General features: G+C 43.3%; 15 protein-coding genes. 9 read left to right on the plus strand and 6 right to left on the minus strand.

What is annotated here, in order from left to right; all coding sequences use genetic code 11:
* The first annotated feature begins 199 nt into the window (after positions 1–199).
* The 4 genes from AC1XUD_RS17195 to AC1XUD_RS17210 all read left to right on the plus strand — a co-directional run bounded on the left by AC1XUD_RS17195 (position 200) and on the right by AC1XUD_RS17210 (position 4,802).
* Positions 200–874 carry a ClpP family protease gene (locus AC1XUD_RS17195; protein ID WP_483362270.1) on the plus strand — a complete coding sequence of 225 codons (675 nt, stop codon included), beginning with the start codon at positions 200–202 and terminating at the stop codon, positions 872–874.
* A gap of 301 nt (positions 875–1,175) precedes the next feature.
* Positions 1,176–2,420 (plus strand): ATP-dependent Clp protease ATP-binding subunit ClpX, encoded by a 1,245-nt coding sequence (gene clpX, locus AC1XUD_RS17200; RefSeq protein WP_483362271.1) that lies wholly within the window; start codon positions 1,176–1,178, stop codon positions 2,418–2,420.
* 256 nt (positions 2,421–2,676) lie between these two features.
* On the plus strand, positions 2,677–3,642 hold the full coding sequence (locus tag AC1XUD_RS17205; protein WP_483362272.1) for a 1-phosphofructokinase family hexose kinase: 966 nt from the start codon (positions 2,677–2,679) through the stop codon (positions 3,640–3,642).
* 98 nt (positions 3,643–3,740) lie between these two features.
* The gene (locus AC1XUD_RS17210) at positions 3,741–4,802 is read left to right on the plus strand and encodes an NHL repeat-containing protein (RefSeq protein WP_483362273.1); all 1,062 of its coding nucleotides are present in this window, start codon (positions 3,741–3,743) and stop codon (positions 4,800–4,802) included.
* Positions 4,803–4,825: 23 nt separating this feature from the next.
* Here the strand turns inward: AC1XUD_RS17210 and AC1XUD_RS17215 are convergent, their stop codons facing one another.
* On the minus strand, positions 4,826–5,554 hold the full coding sequence (locus AC1XUD_RS17215) for a hypothetical protein (protein WP_483362274.1): 729 nt from the start codon (positions 5,552–5,554) through the stop codon (positions 4,826–4,828).
* 239 nt (positions 5,555–5,793) lie between these two features.
* Between AC1XUD_RS17215 and AC1XUD_RS17220 the strand changes: the two genes are divergently transcribed.
* A complete protein-coding gene (locus tag AC1XUD_RS17220) occupies positions 5,794–8,139 on the plus strand; it encodes a TonB-dependent receptor (RefSeq protein WP_483362275.1) in 2,346 nt (781 codons plus the stop codon).
* Between the two features lie 40 nt (positions 8,140–8,179).
* Positions 8,180–8,734, plus strand: coding sequence for a hypothetical protein (locus AC1XUD_RS17225; RefSeq protein WP_483362276.1), 555 nt, complete (start codon positions 8,180–8,182; stop codon positions 8,732–8,734).
* Between the two features lie 42 nt (positions 8,735–8,776).
* Here the strand turns inward: AC1XUD_RS17225 and AC1XUD_RS17230 are convergent, their stop codons facing one another.
* Positions 8,777–9,187 carry a Fur family transcriptional regulator gene (locus AC1XUD_RS17230; RefSeq protein WP_483362277.1) on the minus strand — a complete coding sequence of 137 codons (411 nt, stop codon included), beginning with the start codon at positions 9,185–9,187 and terminating at the stop codon, positions 8,777–8,779.
* 189 nt (positions 9,188–9,376) lie between these two features.
* Here AC1XUD_RS17230 and AC1XUD_RS17235 point away from each other — a divergent pair, with 189 nt between their 5' ends.
* On the plus strand, positions 9,377–9,772 hold the full coding sequence (locus AC1XUD_RS17235; RefSeq protein ID WP_483362278.1) for a MerC domain-containing protein: 396 nt from the start codon (positions 9,377–9,379) through the stop codon (positions 9,770–9,772).
* Positions 9,773–9,781: 9 nt separating this feature from the next.
* Here AC1XUD_RS17235 and AC1XUD_RS17240 read toward each other — a convergent pair whose 3' ends face one another.
* Positions 9,782–10,963, minus strand: coding sequence for a serine hydrolase (locus AC1XUD_RS17240; protein ID WP_483362279.1), 1,182 nt, complete (start codon positions 10,961–10,963; stop codon positions 9,782–9,784).
* A gap of 182 nt (positions 10,964–11,145) precedes the next feature.
* Here AC1XUD_RS17240 and AC1XUD_RS17245 point away from each other — a divergent pair, with 182 nt between their 5' ends.
* Positions 11,146–12,864, plus strand: a complete 1,719-nt coding sequence (locus tag AC1XUD_RS17245; protein WP_483362280.1) for an IlvD/Edd family dehydratase — start codon at positions 11,146–11,148, stop codon at positions 12,862–12,864.
* Between the two features lie 140 nt (positions 12,865–13,004).
* Positions 13,005–13,796, plus strand: a complete 792-nt coding sequence (locus AC1XUD_RS17250; RefSeq protein WP_483362281.1) for an SDR family NAD(P)-dependent oxidoreductase — start codon at positions 13,005–13,007, stop codon at positions 13,794–13,796.
* 5 nt (positions 13,797–13,801) lie between these two features.
* On the opposite strand, the gene AC1XUD_RS17255 is transcribed toward AC1XUD_RS17250, so the two are convergent.
* The 3 genes from AC1XUD_RS17255 to glmS form a co-directional block, all read right to left on the minus strand.
* Positions 13,802–14,503 carry a hypothetical protein gene (locus tag AC1XUD_RS17255; protein WP_483362282.1) on the minus strand — a complete coding sequence of 234 codons (702 nt, stop codon included), beginning with the start codon at positions 14,501–14,503 and terminating at the stop codon, positions 13,802–13,804.
* A gap of 75 nt (positions 14,504–14,578) precedes the next feature.
* The gene (gene gldD, locus AC1XUD_RS17260) at positions 14,579–15,166 is read right to left on the minus strand and encodes a gliding motility lipoprotein GldD (protein WP_483362283.1); all 588 of its coding nucleotides are present in this window, start codon (positions 15,164–15,166) and stop codon (positions 14,579–14,581) included.
* Positions 15,167–15,286: 120 nt separating this feature from the next.
* On the minus strand, positions 15,287–17,125 hold the full coding sequence (gene glmS, locus AC1XUD_RS17265) for a glutamine--fructose-6-phosphate transaminase (isomerizing) (RefSeq protein WP_483362284.1): 1,839 nt from the start codon (positions 17,123–17,125) through the stop codon (positions 15,287–15,289).
* Positions 17,126–17,298: the final 173 nt, after the last annotated feature.

Consider the following 17,298-nt stretch of genomic DNA (forward strand, 5'->3'; position numbering starts at 1 on the left):
CAAGAAATTGAAATAAACCTCGCATTTTCTGATAATTTATCGGCCGGACAGATTAGCATAATTCGCCGAAATAGTCAAATTTGCAATTGGCGCTGAAGCAAGCGGGATTATCGTAACGAGAAACTAAGAGCCCTGGTCTTTTGTTACCTCCTACATCAGCACTTATCATTACTGATCCATTTAAAATAAAAAGTTATTCATGAATTACGGAAATGAATTTAGAAAATACGCCGTCCACCATTTAGGAATGAATGGCCTCACGGTTGACGGATATGTAAATCACACAGTTGAAAACATGACCCGTGCGGTTATCGAAGAACGTCCGATGAACTTCAGAGAGGTTGACGTTTTTTCAAGACTGATGGCTGACCGGATCATTTTTATGGGTACTGCGGTTGACGATAATATCGCCAATATCGTTGTTGCTCAGCTACTTTTCCTCGAATCAGCTGATGCCAAGAAAGACATTCTGATGTATATCAACAGCCCGGGTGGTTCTGTATATGCAGGTTTAGGAATATATGACACGATGCAGTATGTACGCCCGGATGTAGCTACTGTTTGTACGAGCCTGGCCGCGTCCATGGGAGCGGTATTGCTAGCCGGTGGAGCAGCAGGCAAGCGTTCCGCGCTTCCTCACGCCCGTGTGATGATTCACCAGCCTTCAGGTGGTGCGCAGGGAACTTCGATTGATATTGAAATTACGACTCGTGAGATCGTTAAGTTACGTCATGAGCTATACGAAATCCTTGCAAATCATACGGGTCAGACTGCCGAGCAGATTGGTATTGACTCGGATCGCGACAAGTGGTTGAAAGCAGTTGAGGCTAAGGAATACGGTTTGATCGACGAAGTTTTGACTCGCGACAAATAAGAAAAACTGAAACGACGTATAAAAACAGGCGGATGATATTCATTCGCCTGTTTTTATGTAAAGGCAACCTCAGGTTTGGTAAGCCGATCAAAAAACCGGAACTTTGCAATTAATTATAAGATGTTATTAGCTTATTCTCAACCGAATGTATAATTGATTGAGAATATTGGTTCGAAATATTTCCGGAGGAATCTGAAACGATCCGAAATCATCTTTTGTTAATCAGGGCTCAGGGGCTGCTGATGAGTCTCTTACGATTCCATCGCGGCCGGTAAAAACACAAAACAGAATAGATTATCAAATGGCTCAAGTAAGTTGCTCGTTTTGCGGACGAAAAAAGAATGAAGTTGAATTATTGCTCTCGGGAATTGACGCCCACATCTGCAACCATTGTATAGCGCAGGGATATCAGGTTATTCATGAAGAGCTTGGAGCGAAAGACGAAAAGAAAGACAAGAAATCGAAATTGCCAAAATTGAAGTCTATACCTCCAGTCGAAATCAAGAAATTCCTTGAGCAATATGTTATTGGACAAGACGAAGCAAAGAGATCTTTGGCAGTTGCCGTATATAATCACTACAAACGTTTAAATCAAAATACTGGTGACGACGATGTTGTGATTGAGAAGTCAAACATCATTATGGTGGGCGAAACCGGTACAGGAAAGACATATCTTGCCAAATCCATCGCTCGCATTCTTCAGGTTCCTTTTTGCGTGGCGGACGCTACGGTGGTAACCGAAGCCGGATATGTTGGAGAAGACGTGGAAACAATTCTTACAAGATTGTTGCAAGCTGCTGATTACAATGTGGAAGCTGCAGAAAGGGGAATCGTATATATTGACGAAATAGATAAAATTGCCCGTAAATCGGACAATCCTTCTATCACCCGCGACGTAAGTGGAGAAGGTGTTCAGCAGGCGCTCCTGAAATTATTGGAAGGTTCGATCGTCAACGTGCCGCCTCAAGGTGGCCGTAAACATCCGGATCAAAAAATGATTTCACTCAACACCGAGAACATATTGTTTATCTGCGGCGGTGCTTTTGATGGAATTGAAAGACATATCGGAAAACGTATCAACACACGTCCTATAGGTTTCTCTGGCGACAACAGAATCATCGAAATATTTGATAAGGGTAATTTGATGAGATATGTAACGGCTCAGGATCTTAAATCTTTTGGTCTGATCCCTGAATTGATCGGTCGCTTACCGGTTTTGACGCACCTTAATCCTCTGGACAAAGAAACGTTGAAACGAATTTTGGTGGAACCAAAAAATGCGTTGGTCAAGCAATATCAAAAATTGTTTGCGATGGAAGGAATTAAGCTTCATTTCGAGGACGACGTACTTGATTTCATTGTGGATCAGGCTATGATGTTCAAATTGGGAGCAAGAGGTCTGAGATCTATCTGTGAATCGATCATGACTGACGCGATGTTTGATCTTCCATCTCAAACCGAAATTAAAGAATTTACACTGTCGCTGGATTACGCAAAAGACAAATTCGAGAAATCGTCGATGTCTCTTTTACGTTCAGTGGCTTAAGCTTCAATAGATAACAACCAAAAGGCAAAAACCCCGTTACTGATTAAGTAATCGGGGTTTTTCTTTTTTCAAGGCTTTATTAAAACACATTTAATCTTCCCGAAAGTCCATTCCCGCCCGTGTTCCTGTTTTTTGAACATATACTTGCTGGCCATTAAAACCAGAAACCTAAGGTGGATATCTATATTTTTTGTTTATTCGCGTTAAAATCCAGTTGGCTTAGCAGCTTTTTAAACATCACAACTCTTTACTATATATGGCTACCGGTCCGATTGTAACACTAACTATCAATCCTGCATTGGACAAAAGTTCGACTGTGGACAGGATAGTGCCGGAAAATAAACTCCGGTGTGGCACACCAGCTTTTGAAGCTGGTGGAGGTGGTATTAACGTAGCGAAAGCAATTCATCGCCTGGGTGGAAATCCGATAGCTATTTTTACAATTGGCGGCCCTCCGGGCCAACGCCTGCATAAGCTTGTAAAAAGTGAGGGTGTTGAAACAATGGTCATTGAAACCAAGCAATGGACTCGTGAGAATGTTCATATTCTGGAAAAAAGCACCGGATTTCAATATCGGTTTGGTATGCCTGGAACCGAAATGATGCCAACGGAAGTCCGTTCTATTGTTGAAACACTGGAAGAGCTCGATCCCAAACCTTCATATATTATTGCCAGTGGAAGTTTACCACCGGGTGTACCGACTGATTTTTATTGCCAGGTCGGCAAAATAGCGCAAAAGCAAGGAGCCAAATTTATCGTGGATGCTTCTGGAGAACCGTTGAGAGCAGCGAGCGAACAAGGCTTATTCCTGCTAAAACCCAATATTACCGAACTCGCAGACCTCGTGGGTTCTGAAAAATTGGAGATGGACGAGATAGACGACGCAGCCCGTGCATTGATTATCAGAGGTCAGTGCGAAATTGTCGTCGTATCCATGGGAGCCATGGGAGCAGTTCTGGTTACGAAAGATCAGGTAGAGCATATTCCCGCCCCACCGGTTCAGCCAATCAGCACCGTTGGTGCGGGCGATTGCATGGTTGCGGGGATTGTATGGACGATGTCACAGGGGAAATCACTACGGGAAGCTGTAAGAATGGGTGTAGCATGTGGTTCTGCCGCGACTATGAGCCCAGGTAGCGAACTCTTCAAAATGCAGGACATTGGCCGATTAATGGACTGGTTGAACAGGTATAGCAAAAGGTACTCCGCGACCACTCGTTAATAAAATTTCCAACTTTCTTACTAAATCCAGGCTACAGTTGAAATTTTCAACTAGTATAAAAATCCAATGTATGTCTTCTGAAATAAAAAAGCATATCAATGGAACATACACATTCGCGCCGTAGTTTCGCAAAACTGACTGCCCTAACCACCCTGTCACTGGCTGTCAAGCCCTTTTACATTTTAAAAGCACAACCCAAAGCGGACGGTGAAATCATCGGCCACGGTTCGCACCGCTATAAAGTGCATCAGGGTTGGGGAAATCTCGATTCCTCCAAATTTCCTGTTAACAATTGCCATGAAATGGTTCAGGACAGTAAAGGTCGTCTGATCATGGTGGGTGATGAAGTAAAAAATAATATTCTGATTTACGACCGTTCCGGAAAACTGTTGGAATCCTGGGGACATGAATTTCCGGGCGGACACGGATTAACGCTGTGGAACGCGAACGGCGAGGAGTTCCTTTTCATTTGTGATCCGAATATTGGAAAAGTTTTCAAAACCGACCTGAAAGGAAAAATATTACTGACGATAGAGCATCCGTCGAAGGTAGGCGCATACAAAGAAGCTGACGCTTTTAAACCAACTGAAACTGCCATTGGCCCGGACGGTACTATATATGTAGCCGATGGATATGGTTCTCAATGGATATTGAGATATACCCCAAAAGGCGAATTCATCGACAAATTCGGTGGCTCCGGAGACGGAGATTCTCAGTTTTCTACTGCACACGGGATTTCTGTCGACTATCGCGACAAAGCTAACCCAACTTTGCTCGTTACCTCCAGAGCTCATAACTCTTTCAAAAGATTTACACTCGACGGGAAATATCTGAGCACGTTATTCCTTCCCGGCGCATTTGTTTGCAGACCGGTGTTCGACGATGACACGCTTTACGCAGGCGTATGCTGGTCGAGGTTGAAGTATCTTAATCAGACCCCAAATTCTGGTTTTGTGACAATTCTTGACAAGAATAACAAGGTAATATCAAATCCAGGCGGTACTAAACCGGAATACAAAAACGGAGAGTTACAGTTGATGGTACAAGACAAGCCAATATTCATGCATTGCCACGATGTTTGTATCGACAACGACAAAAACATATACGTTTGTCAATGGAATGCAAAAAAGACTTATCCAGTTAAATTGGAAAGAGTTTAGGAATTGCTTGGCAGTCGGGCTTATTATTTCTTGATAAGCCTGACTGTAATTCCATTAATTGCCATGGTCGTGAGCACTAATATCCCATAGGTCACGCCAATTGAAAAATGAGGTAGCAAAAGTGCTACTCCTACCAAAAAAGCTACGAAACCGTAGCCCGCCAGCATAAGTCCATACAGAATTCGCGACGCTGCCGCACTACCTTGTTGTGCATGCGTAAATATGGCCAAAGTCGAAGTCATAATAGGAAAAGGTGTCAATATTCCGCTCCAGGTTGGACCCAACACTTCCGCAAGCTGAGTCACAACCACCACAAAAACAGTAGCGACAAGCATCCTCAAAGGAATATCAAAAGCAGGTTGTTTCCTGGGTTCGGTCTTTTGCGAGGGTACAGGGAAAACGTATAAGACACCCGTCAAAGCAATCAGGTTCAACGTTACTGCGAGAAGTAACGAAACTTTGCTTTCCATGGCGACCAACGCCACAACAAAAAAGGCTGCATAACTGACCATAACGCTATAAAACCAATTCAACCTCGGAGCGGCAATAGCATATACGAGCGCAAAAAATATGGTTCCGATAGATCCCAACAGGGCCGATGGAATGGATGAAACTGCGAATTGAGGACTATTTTCTAAGGCTATAAAAAAAGAGATAGGTCCGGCAACCCATGGGAATCCCCCGATCCAACCACCGATCCCTTCTCCCCATTTCCGTACCGCCAATGTCACGCCACCGATCAGTGGTGGCATCAATGCTAATTTTACAAGTAATATATAAGACACGCGACTGAATTGTGAAGCTTAACAACTCAAAAATACTACGATTGCCAATCTGATCTCAAAAAAATTGAGGAAACTTGAATATATCAATTGCAACGTTGTTGCAATTGATATATATTTGCAACATTGTAGCATATACTCACACACTCGAAAGTTTTATATATCAGTATTAATCGGGTCATACCCCGCCGGATCGGCTGTTCTTCCAAATGAAATTTAAGAGTAATCGTTTTCAATTTCGATATTTCCTACTCCTGCTACTTTTTGCGGCTTCGGGATTGGCCTATGGTCAACAAAATGCATGCTCTTGTTTTGTTAAGGGACAAGTAAAAGATCAGCATAGCGGACAGCCATTGGTGGGCGCTACGGTTTTGATTTTGGAAAACAATGAAGCAGTGTCGACAGATGCGAAAGGAGCCTATCTTATCGACAAGCTTTGCCCGGGAAAATATACCCTCGAATGCCGCATTATCGGCTACTCGCCTTTCCAAGAAAAAATTGACCTTACTGAAGGCCATGAAGAAAATTTTTCATTGGAAGAAAATGAGATCCATTTAAAGGATGTCGAAATCACAGCTCATCGCACCGATGCACCAATATCACAGCCTTCTGAATTGATCACCGGATCAGACTTATTTCAAACGCGTGGACAAACGTTAGCGGAAAGTTTAAAAGGACTAACGGGGGTAAGTGTTTTGCAGACAGGTTCATCGATTAGCAAGCCGGTTATCCACGGTTTGCATAGCAATAGGGTGTTGATTATGAACAACGGCGTACGTCAGGAAGGCCAGCAATGGGGTTCAGAGCATGCACCCGAGATTGACCCGTTTATTGCAACAAGAATGTCTGTTGTAAAAGGAGCCGCAGGTGTAAGGTATGGTTCGGATGCAATCGGCGGGGTGATATTGGTGAATATGGAAGAACTTCCTTTCAATAAGCCGTTGAGTGGCGAGGTGAATGTCGTCGGACTTTCCAACGGCAGACAGGGCATTACTTCCGCAGTGCTAGAGGGCGGCATCAAAAACTTTAAAGGGTTTGGCTGGAGAGCACAAGGAACTATTAAGCGTGCTGGAAATATCCGAACTCCCAACTATTTTCTGGACAATACCGGAACGAGCGAGAAGAACTTTTCTTTGTCCGCAGGTTATCGGAACAAGGGTTTTGGTATAGATCTTTTTTACAGTCAGTTTGACACTGAAATTGGTATTTTCTCTGGCTCGCATATTGGAAGTGTCACCGATCTGATCAACGTGATTCAAAATGGAGAGCCATTTATTAAGTCAGGATTTAGCTATAATATCGGCCGACCGTATCAGGATGTCAATCATCAGCTCGCGAAGGCTGAGGCACACTATCATTTTCAGGATGGTAATAAAATTCAGTGGACTATTGCCAACCAGCTTAATAAACGGGCAGAATATGATTTGCACCGATCAAGAAATGACTCAATAGCGGCACTCAACCACCCTGAATTATCCTTCAAGCTGAATACGCTCACTAACGATGTCGTTTGGGATCATAAACCTATTGGAGGGCTGTTTACGGGTCAGGCGGGAGTTAGTACCCTATATCAATATAACCTCATGAGCGGCCGCCCCCTGATTCCAAATTTCAACCAGTTCACGACCGGTCTCTTCCTGATTGAGCGTATGGTCAAAGAAAAATGGGCACTCGAAGGCGGTTTAAGATATGACTACAGGTATTTGATTGCACACCAGATCGTTAACCGCGAAAAGGTAAGCCACGAACATACGTATTCCAATTTTTCCGGAACGCTGGGTGGATCTTTCAACATTTCATCAACATTATCAGCCAATTTGAATTTCGGGACCGCCTGGCGTGCACCCAATGTGAGCGAGCTCTACAGCGATGGCGTACACCACGGAGCCGCCGCATATGAACAGGGAGACTCGACACTTGTTCCCGAAAAAGCATTCAACTCGATTGCCAGTCTTAAATATACCAGAGGTAAAGTAAGTTTTGAATTGGGTGGATATATCAACTATATCTCAAACTACATATTCTTAAAACCTCAGCCGGAACCTATACTGACGATTCGTGGGGCTTTTCCGTATTTCAAATACAATCAGACGAACGCGATATTCAAGGGAATCGATGCCACGGCTTCATGGGAGTTTGTCAACCACTTGAAACTCACTTCGAAACTGAGTTACCTAAGGGTATATGATACCAAAAATGAAGGATACCTGGTGATGATCCCGCCTAACAGATGGGATAACCAGCTTCGGTATGAGTGGGCGCATACAGGCAAAGTCTCAAATACCTTCGTTTCGCTGGGAAATCTATGGGTTGCCCGCCAGAAGAGGGTTCCGCCTAACAGCGATTTTCTGGCGCCTCCCTCCGCCTATTCTTTATGGAATATCCAGGCTGGCGGTGTGGTTCATTTTTCAGATAAAAGAGAAATGGAAATTAGTTTGTCCTGCCAAAACCTGCTCAATATTGCCTATCGAGATTATATGGATCGTTTCAGATACTACTCAGACGAAATGGGCAGACAGGTTTCACTCCGGGTAAGATTCAAGTTTGGAAGTTAACATTAATCATATCTACAAATAAACTATAAACATATTCAATATGAAGACTAACAAACTCCTGATCTGGATGTTAATGGCTGGACTTTCAACCGCATTCATGCAATGCAAGGACTCCGGCGACGCGGTAACTCCTGACGACGAAAACGAACTGATTACTACTGTGCGTTTGAATTTCAAAGAGGCCGGGACATCGACCGTTACAACATTTTCTTATCAGGACGCGGATGGAGATGGTGGAAATGCACCGACAAAATTTGACACAATTCGTCTTAAACCGAACACTGAATATGCTCTTGATATCGAGTTTCTGGATGAAAGCAAAACTCCGGTTGACAATATCACCGAAGAAATTGAAAACCTTTCCTATGAGCATCTCGTGGTATTCACTCCAAACCCCGCCAGCTTGCTGACTTATACCTACGGAGACAAGGATAAAAATAACTTTCCCGTTGGATTAACAGGAACTGCAAAAACAGCTGCAGCAGGTGATGGCTCGCTTAAAGTACAATTACGCCATCAGCCTAATAGCAAAAACGGAACGATCACTCCGGGAAGCGATGACGTAAATCTGGATTTCAAACTGGAAGTGAAATAGGCAGGGATTTCGGGAGCATTCGGAAATGATTGCTCCCGAAAACTATTTACAGTTAGGGCAAACACCCTGGATAAGCAGATTAAAACTCTCGGGTCTGTACCCAAGCGGCAACTGAACGGCCGGAATATGAAGGTTTTCAAGGCAGTTAGTCTGTCCGCAGGCACTGCACTTAAAGTGTATATGGTCGTGCTGGTGTTTCTCCTCCGAACAATTATGAGAACAAAGTGCATACCTAAGCCCTTCATCATCAAGTACTTTATGAATAATACCTTTTTCGAGAAAGGTCTTTAAGGTTCGGTATATGGTAACACGATCATAATTTTCGCCCAATGCTCCTTCGAGATCCCCGTGTGAAAGTGCATTTTTCCTATCCATAAAAGTTGAAAGCACATCTTCCCGGCAGGTTGTAGTCCGCAAGTGGTGTTCCTTCAAAGTTTCTCTTAAATGATCCATTATTCCCGATTTATTCAGCTGTAAAGTCTCTGTTTTACAACTACACACACCAAAGTTAAGTTCTACCCGCTAAAAAAAGAATTTCAACAGAAATGATTTAATAAACTCCTCCAGTATTGAACAAATTTTGTTGCAACACAGTTGCATTAAATAAAAAGTAGTCGTATTTTTGCACCAAGATTTATAATTATGAAAGCAGCACACTCACATAACAACAAGGCCGATTACATAGGGATCATGGGATCTATTCTATGTATCATCCATTGCCTTTTGGTGCCTGCTATATCAATAGGCTCCTCCCTCGAGCGCATGCACACGCACCACGCCGGCCTTCTTTCACTCGACTTGCTTTTTATAGTTATTAATGGAATTGCCGTTTTCTTCGCGACCAAGGATCATAAGTCATTGCCTTTAAGAATACTTTTATGGGGAGCTTTAAGCATTTTTTCTATCTCGATACTTTTCGAGTCGCACGCTCCGGTATTTATCTGGCTAGGATATTTGGGCTCAGCGTTACTAATTATCGGGCATATGATTAATCTCTACATTTGCCAGATAGCTCCACGCCTGAAGTTTAAGTTTTAATATTCCCGATCATTTATCGTACTGTACTTCGAATCGCTCCAAATCAGGACGATTGGGACGTTTTCTTGACAATTCATACTCAAAAAGTGTTTTGCCCAAATTGGCCATAAACGGTAAGCCAACTGTGTCATAATCATATTTGTCGTCATTGAATATCTCATCGCTATTGCAGTATATCACGGCAGTGACCATAAACTCAATACCTTTCTCAAAATCCGCTATATAAGCGTTGTCCAGCAGATATCCATAGGCGTCTCCACATTTGTTAAACAAACGGATATGCCTCGGCAGGCGGGTTTTAGTTGCTCCGAAAAGGAGAAATTTGCAAAAGCCGTCATAATAATCGTCAGTGTAGCTCGCAGGATATGAAGTCTCTACCGGAAACTGCGACATATATTGATAAAGAAATGTATAGTCTTCGGGTTTCAAATGAAAACGTTCGGAAGGTGGCACAGATTCAGGAAAGTACAGGGCTTTCAGAACCCGGTGCTGATCTTCGAGAGCAAAGAAGTTCTTTTTAGTAAAATCAAAAGGTTCGGAAACCAGCTGGCCGTTTTCCATATATCCCCTTCCTCTTAGTATGGGTGTCGGAGACCAATATGTTTTTGCAGAATATTGACCCGGTTGAAAAACACCTTCCTCCCCTTTCCGGAAAATAATCGGATTTGTATATCGGTTCTCCTCAGGCGTCAACGGTAACTGCAGCCGATGGCTAAGTCTTACATTTTTATATCCCTTCGCGTGCAAGGAATCATTAATTACCTCCTGCCCTAAAAACTCATATAGTCTGTTATATGCGTCATTATCGCTAGCCAGCAATATTTTTTTGGCGTAATGTCCCACCGATGGTAGTCCATTTTCAGAACTTGAATCTCGGGTTACAGCCGTTTCCCCATGGCCGTCGGCTTCTGTGAACATAGGTGTATATTTATCAATGCCCATTCGGTTCAGCTTTTCCAGCGCCAGCGCAACCACCGGAAGTTTTACAGTACTCGCCGGATAAAAATAGTCTCCACTATTGACACGGTATCCAAATGTGCTGAAATGTGGCTCATTTTTTCTGTTCCGGTCAATGCGGGTATATAAAATTTGAATATGATATTTGTCAGGCTCGCGGAGTATCGCGTCAAATCTTTCGGGATGTTTCTTGAGCAGCTTTTCTATAAAGCTATTGTCTTGATGCTGAGCCACTACCGGAAAATATAATAGACTTAACGAGATAAAAAGCAACTTTCTGAAATGTATCCGAAAAATCATTGAGCGAACCAAACTGGTGGAAAACGAAAATACAATAATTTATTTTTTAAAGAGGTACTAGAATATATTTTAATAACCTCCTCCTTTGTATAAAGATCATATTAAACTGGCGAATAATGGAAAATAAAGAACTAAGAAGTCGTGGGTGGTTTGGCAAAGAAGGAAAGGATGGCTTCATATACAGGGCATGGATGAAAAATCAGGGGTATCCGGCAGACGAGTTTGACGGACGACCTGTAATCGGCATCTGTAATACCTTCTCTGAACTTACTCCCTGCAACGGGCATTTCAGAGAATTGGCCGAATCGGTAAAACGCGGCGTATGGGAAGCAGGCGGATTTCCTGTTGAGTTCCCTGTTATGTCATTGGGAGAAACGCTCATCAAGCCAACGGCGATGCTTTACCGAAATCTGGCCAGTATGGATGTAGAAGAGTCGATTCGCGCGAACCCGATCGATGGCGTAGTTCTGCTTTGTGGTTGCGATAAAACTACTCCTTCTTTGGTGATGGGCGCGGCGAGCGTAGATATTCCAACAATTGTCGTTTCGGGTGGCCCGATGCTAACCGGTAAATACCGTGGCCGCAATATCGGCACCAGCGATGTATGGCGCTTCAGTGAAATGCACCGAAAAGGAGAAATCACGCAGGAAGAGCTATCGACTGCGGAAGCATGTATGTGCCGGAGCAACGGCCACTGTGCTGTAATGGGTACTGCATCCACGATGGCGTGTATGGTCGAGTCGCTGGGACTGACCCTTCCTGAAAATGCGGCAATTCCGGCGGCCGATTCGCGGAGAAAAGTGATCGCGCATCTTTCCGGTCGTCGAATTGTGCAAATGGTGAAAGAAGACCTTCGTCTTTCGCAGATATTAACCAAGGAAGCTTTCGAAAATGCGATCATGCTGAATGCTGCAATTGGTGGGTCTACCAATTTTGTGATACACCTTTTGGCTATTGCGGGACGTATCGGAGTCGATCTCACGCTGGATCATTTCAATGACCTTTGTAAAAAAATTCCGCTGTTGCTTAACCTGCAGCCATCCGGAGGATATTTCATGGAAGACTTTTATTATGCAGGCGGTTTACCGGTAGTGATGAAAGAAATGTTGGATTTATTACATAAGGACGCCATTACGGCAAATGGTAAGACTATAGCTGAAAACGCGCAAAATGCAGAATGTTTTGATCCGGAAGTAATTGCAACGTTGAAGGAACCTATTAAAAACTTAACCGGTCTGGCTGTCGTAAAAGGCAATCTGTGTGTTAACGGAGCGGTGATCAAACCTTCGGCCTCGCTAAAACCAGAACTGATGCAGCACCGTGGGAAGGCAATCGTTTTCGAAGATATTGACGACTATAAGGCACGTCTGGATGACCCAAACCTCGACGTGGATGAAAACAGTATCCTTGTTTTGAAAAACGTCGGTCCAAAAGGATATCCAGGTATGCCTGAGGTTGGTAATATGTCATTACCTAAAAAATTATTGGCTCAAGGCGTAATAGATATGGTAAGGATTTCCGACGGAAGAATGAGCGGAACCGGCTTTGGAACAGTTGTTTTACACGTTTCGCCCGAGGCCGCCGTTGGTGGAAATCTTGCTTTGGTGAGAGATGGTGATTTTATTGAATTGAATGTTGAAAAACGACTTTTGAATCTCGAAGTTTCTGATGAAGAGCTCGAAAATCGAAGAAAACAATATGAACCGCTAGATCTTGGTTATAATAGAGGTTATGTAAATCTACATATCCGGCATGTAACTCAGGCCCACGAAGGCGCTGACCTGGATTTCCTCAGAGGAGGCTCCGGCGACAAAGTGACGAGGGATTCGCACTAGAAGTTAAGGAATTTATAGAGTCAGGATTTGACAGGAATAGTCATCGATTGTGAAGCCAAATCGAAAAAACTGTTTGAATTTTTGTAAAAACGAATCGGTCAGGTAGCCGGTTCGTTCATTCATTTTGATATGTTTTGATTATGAATACCCCATTATTTAAAGATCAGGTCGCTATTGTAACGGGAGCCGGCCAGGGGATTGGGTTCGAAATAGCGAGGCAGCTAAGTTTAAGAGGTGCAGCGATTATATTGAATGATCTTGATAAAGCACTGGCAACTTCTGCCGCCGAAAAAATCAGAGAGACGGGTGGCGAATGTATTGCCTTTGCAGGCGACTCGTCAGATCCGGATATTATCAATGGCATGGTAGAGGAGGCTGTGAAATGTTTTGGAAAACTAACCATAGCCGTGGCAAACGCAGGGATCACGCTTTTCGGAGATTTTTTCGAATATCCTGTGGAGGATTTAAGAAAGGTTCTCGAAGTAAATCTGATGGGCTCCTTTTTACTGACTCAGGCAGCTAGCCGACAGATGAGACTTCAGAATCAGGGTGGCAGGATATTGCTGATGTCGTCCGTTGTTGGTCACCAGGCGCATAAGTTTTTGGGGGCATATGCAATGACCAAAGCAGGACTGGAAATGCTTGCTAAAAACCTCGTTCTCGAACTTTCTCCTTTTGGAATTACGATCAATACGGTAGCGCCCGGTGCAACTCTTACAGAAAGAACATTGAACGAAGATCCGACCTATCCAAAAATCTGGTCGGCAATTACTCCTATGGGTCGGCCCGCGATCTGTGAGGATATATCCAATGCCGCATTATTCCTGTTGTCGCCGCACTCTGGCCATATCACGGGACAGAGTTTGGTGGTAGACGGTGGCTGGACTGCAGTAAGTCCGTTACCCGATCTAAGTAATATGGATTTGAAATAAAATTTTCAAGAAAACAGGCTCGCTTCCAGATCGTCCAGGTTTCCATCTTCAGAAACAAATAATTTCTTAGGTCTGGAGGCGCTGCTTGGTTTTACAGTCATGAAGTTACGGTACTGCTCGTCAGAAATGATACTCAATAGAAGTGCTCTTTTCAATACCATGGCAAACGGGACTTTGAAGAAATGAGCAATTTCTGAGGCCATAAAATCAGGCATTTTCGAAATATCACTTCTAAAAAAACTTTCGACATCGGCATATGGAAGCAATGCTTCGAATACCAATTGTTCGGCTCGGTCAGCCAATGAAGCAGCTCTCGAATAGGATGAATTTAGTCCAAGAGAAACCGTGAGAAGATGAATGTGGTAGTTTCTTTCGTTAGATTCTGATGCAGCATTCACGAAAACCCAACCTTTCTGCTTGTATATTGCTGAAAAGCCCTTGAGTTCGTCAGGTACCTGGTGAAGTTGAGCAATTTTTATTCCTTCGGGATACGGAAGTTTGTGCCCGATCTGATGAACGATATCATGAGCATAAGATATGTCGGCCACTTCACCCGCTGGTTCAATCATCCAATCGCCATGAATAAGGCCTTCGAAAAGCTCATCGGCCAACTTCTGACTTTCTACCTGCCCCAGCCGAAGCACCATTCTGTTACCGCGAACTGAAAAATCAAGAGGGAGCTGGTTTTTGGGTTGCTTTTTGGGCATAGATATTTCGTTAACGTTGCACCACCTATCAAATATACAAGCTTCTCTATATCTGAACAATAGAAGCTATTACTTTTATCGCCACTCGAGTGTATTGAGCAGTTGGATCATATCGCGCTCCACAAACTGGATAACCGGTGCCAGCGAATCATTTTTAATAGCAGTTGAGAAATATATAGCTCCACGCATAAAATGGCGGGTACTATCGGTAGTGTAAAATTGAAACGGGCTGGGAACATCACCTTCAATTTTAAATATCATGGCTGCTTTTCCATCCTTCGTCAATACCTTTTGTTCCTGAATGGATGAAGCACGGATCTGGTGCTTCCCGGCAAGCTTATAAGAATCGTTAATATATTCCTGCAACACCTTCTGACTACCGTCCAAAGGTTTATATGTCAACTGAATATTAGCCTTGAAAGCAGGATAGTGGATGAACAGCCAATCTTTCCCAGCCCCTCGGAAGGTATCTGGCAGCACTTCTGCAAATTTGGAAACCTGAAAAGTATATGGATGTTTTTGGCTTAAAACCGTGTAAGCATTTACAGGTAAATCAATTCGATTATATCCCTTGGGCTTTGGCACATAATTTTCATCCTTATTTCCAGAGCAGGAAATCAATATGAATATCAAAAAGTAAAATGGTAGTCTATAAACCTTCATCAAAATATGGTTCCGATTGAATCCCAAAATTAACGAAAGCAGTTGGAAATTATTGGCTGGAGTTTTTAGCTTTTCTGCCTTAGACTTACCAGGTTTTAATAACCGGGCAAGTCTCTACCATTACTCGACAGTCACCGATTTTGCCAAATTTCTTGGCTGGTCTACATTCCTTCCGCGCATTACCGCAACATAATATGAAAGGAGCTGAAGGGGTATTACAGAAACGAGCGGTGTCAGCATATCATGGGTTTCCGGAATTTCAATTACGAAATCCACCATTTCAGGCAGCAACTGGTCTCCTTCTGAAACGATGGCGATAACTCTCCCTTTTCTTGCTTTCACCTCCTGCACGTTCGACACGATTTTGTCATATGAACTATCTTTCGTGGCCAAAAACACGACTGGCATATCTTCGTCAATCAGCGCAATCGGACCATGTTTCATTTCCGCCGCAGGATATCCTTCTGCATGGATATAGGATATTTCCTTCAGTTTTAAAGCTCCTTCCAAAGCAACCGGAAAGTTAAGACCGCGGCCAAGGTATATGAAATTCCGGGCATATGTGAATATAAAAGCGATCTCCTTGATCCTGGAGGCGTTCTCCAATACCCTCTCCACTTTGGACGGTATCGTTTCCAGTTCAGCTAAGAGCTTTTCAAAAAGTTCATCTGATATTGTGCCTTTCCTTTTCGCGATTGCAATCGCCATGAGCGTCAGTACGGTCACCTGCGAAGTAAACGCCTTCGTACTGGCCACGCCGATTTCAGGCCCTGCGTGGGTATATGCGCCTGCTTCTGTTGCACGAGCGATCGACGAACCGACCACATTACAAACTCCGAATATGATGGCTCCTTTTGATTTTGCCAATTCGATGGCAGCCAGGGTATCAGCCGTTTCCCCCGACTGGGAAATGGCAATAATGATATCATTTTGCTCAATTACAGGATTTCTGTATCTGAACTCAGAGGCATATTCAACTTCCACATTGATTCGGGCCAGTTCTTCAAACAGATATTCAGCTACAAGCCCGGCGTGCCATGAAGTGCCGCAGCCCACAATTACCATTCTTTTGGCACTTGCCAGAATATCCATATAATCGACAAGCCCGCCTAATTGTAAAGTATGATCGAGAGAAACAAGACGTCCGCGCATACTATCAGCAATTGACCTTGGTTGCTCAAAAATTTCTTTGAGCATGAAATGATCGTATCCACCTTTTTCAATCGTATCGAGCTCTATTTCAAGTTTCTGGATATAGGGTACTGCAACTGAATTATCAAGATTGCTAATCGAAAGCTTTCCGTCATTTACCACAGCAATCTGATAATCATCCAGATATACCACGTCCTTTGTATACTCCACAATTGGTGTGGCATCGGAAGCAAAAAGAAATTCATTTTCTCCAACCCCAATCACCAATGGGCTCCCCTTTCTTGCAGCAATAAGCTGTGATGGATTCTTTTTAGATAAAATTACAATAGCATATGCGCCAACTACCTCATTCAGAGCCAGGCGAACGGCGACTTCAAGACTTTCCCCAGTCTCTTTTTGTATTTCCTCAACAAAGTGAATCAGCACTTCTGTATCGGTATCACTATGAAAAACATGACCCTTGCTGATCAGGTTTTTCTTGAGTGTGGCGTAGTTTTCAATAATCCCGTTGTGAATGATAGCCAAATCACGATTATTGGAAAAATGTGGATGCGCATTACGATCATTGGGTTCACCGTGGGTCGCCCAGCGGGTATGCCCGATACCAATTTGTGAATGAAGCCCTTTGTCTTTCACCTCATTCTCCAGATCAGCTACTTTACCCTTCTTCTTGTAAATATTCAATTCTCCGTCTTCAATCAAAGCGATGCCCGAACTGTCGTAGCCACGGTATTCCAGGCGCTTCAAACCCTTCACGATGATTGGATATGCCTCTCTTTCTCCCACATATGCAACAATTCCACACATAACTGACGATGTTTTATTGATATTTAATTCACATTTTCGCTGCAAATAAATGGCAATAATTCAGGCAAATCAAAGATTCTGAGACGAGATTTCTAACAAATATCCAATTTCGACGGAGTGTTCGAACACAGGATATTAATAAATATTTTAAAGAAATATGGTGATATGTCTTT

The organism is Dyadobacter sp. HNCC25DJ184 (genome assembly GCF_056895215.1).

Coding starts and splice junctions, on each gene's coding strand:
- AC1XUD_RS17195 (WP_483362270.1), top strand. CDS start 200: ATGAATTACGGAAATGAATTTAGAAAATACGCCGTCCACCATTTAGGA.
- clpX (WP_483362271.1), top strand. CDS start 1,176: ATGGCTCAAGTAAGTTGCTCGTTTTGCGGACGAAAAAAGAATGAAGTT.
- AC1XUD_RS17205 (WP_483362272.1), top strand. CDS start 2,677: ATGGCTACCGGTCCGATTGTAACACTAACTATCAATCCTGCATTGGAC.
- AC1XUD_RS17210 (WP_483362273.1), top strand. CDS start 3,741: ATGGAACATACACATTCGCGCCGTAGTTTCGCAAAACTGACTGCCCTA.
- AC1XUD_RS17215 (WP_483362274.1), bottom strand. CDS start 5,554: ATGCCACCACTGATCGGTGGCGTGACATTGGCGGTACGGAAATGGGGA.
- AC1XUD_RS17220 (WP_483362275.1), top strand. CDS start 5,794: ATGAAATTTAAGAGTAATCGTTTTCAATTTCGATATTTCCTACTCCTG.
- AC1XUD_RS17225 (WP_483362276.1), top strand. CDS start 8,180: ATGAAGACTAACAAACTCCTGATCTGGATGTTAATGGCTGGACTTTCA.
- AC1XUD_RS17230 (WP_483362277.1), bottom strand. CDS start 9,187: ATGGATCATTTAAGAGAAACTTTGAAGGAACACCACTTGCGGACTACA.
- AC1XUD_RS17235 (WP_483362278.1), top strand. CDS start 9,377: ATGAAAGCAGCACACTCACATAACAACAAGGCCGATTACATAGGGATC.
- AC1XUD_RS17245 (WP_483362280.1), top strand. CDS start 11,146: ATGGAAAATAAAGAACTAAGAAGTCGTGGGTGGTTTGGCAAAGAAGGA.
- AC1XUD_RS17250 (WP_483362281.1), top strand. CDS start 13,005: ATGAATACCCCATTATTTAAAGATCAGGTCGCTATTGTAACGGGAGCC.
- AC1XUD_RS17255 (WP_483362282.1), bottom strand. CDS start 14,503: ATGCCCAAAAAGCAACCCAAAAACCAGCTCCCTCTTGATTTTTCAGTT.
- gldD (WP_483362283.1), bottom strand. CDS start 15,166: ATGAAGGTTTATAGACTACCATTTTACTTTTTGATATTCATATTGATT.
- glmS (WP_483362284.1), bottom strand. CDS start 17,125: ATGTGTGGAATTGTTGCATATGTGGGAGAAAGAGAGGCATATCCAATC.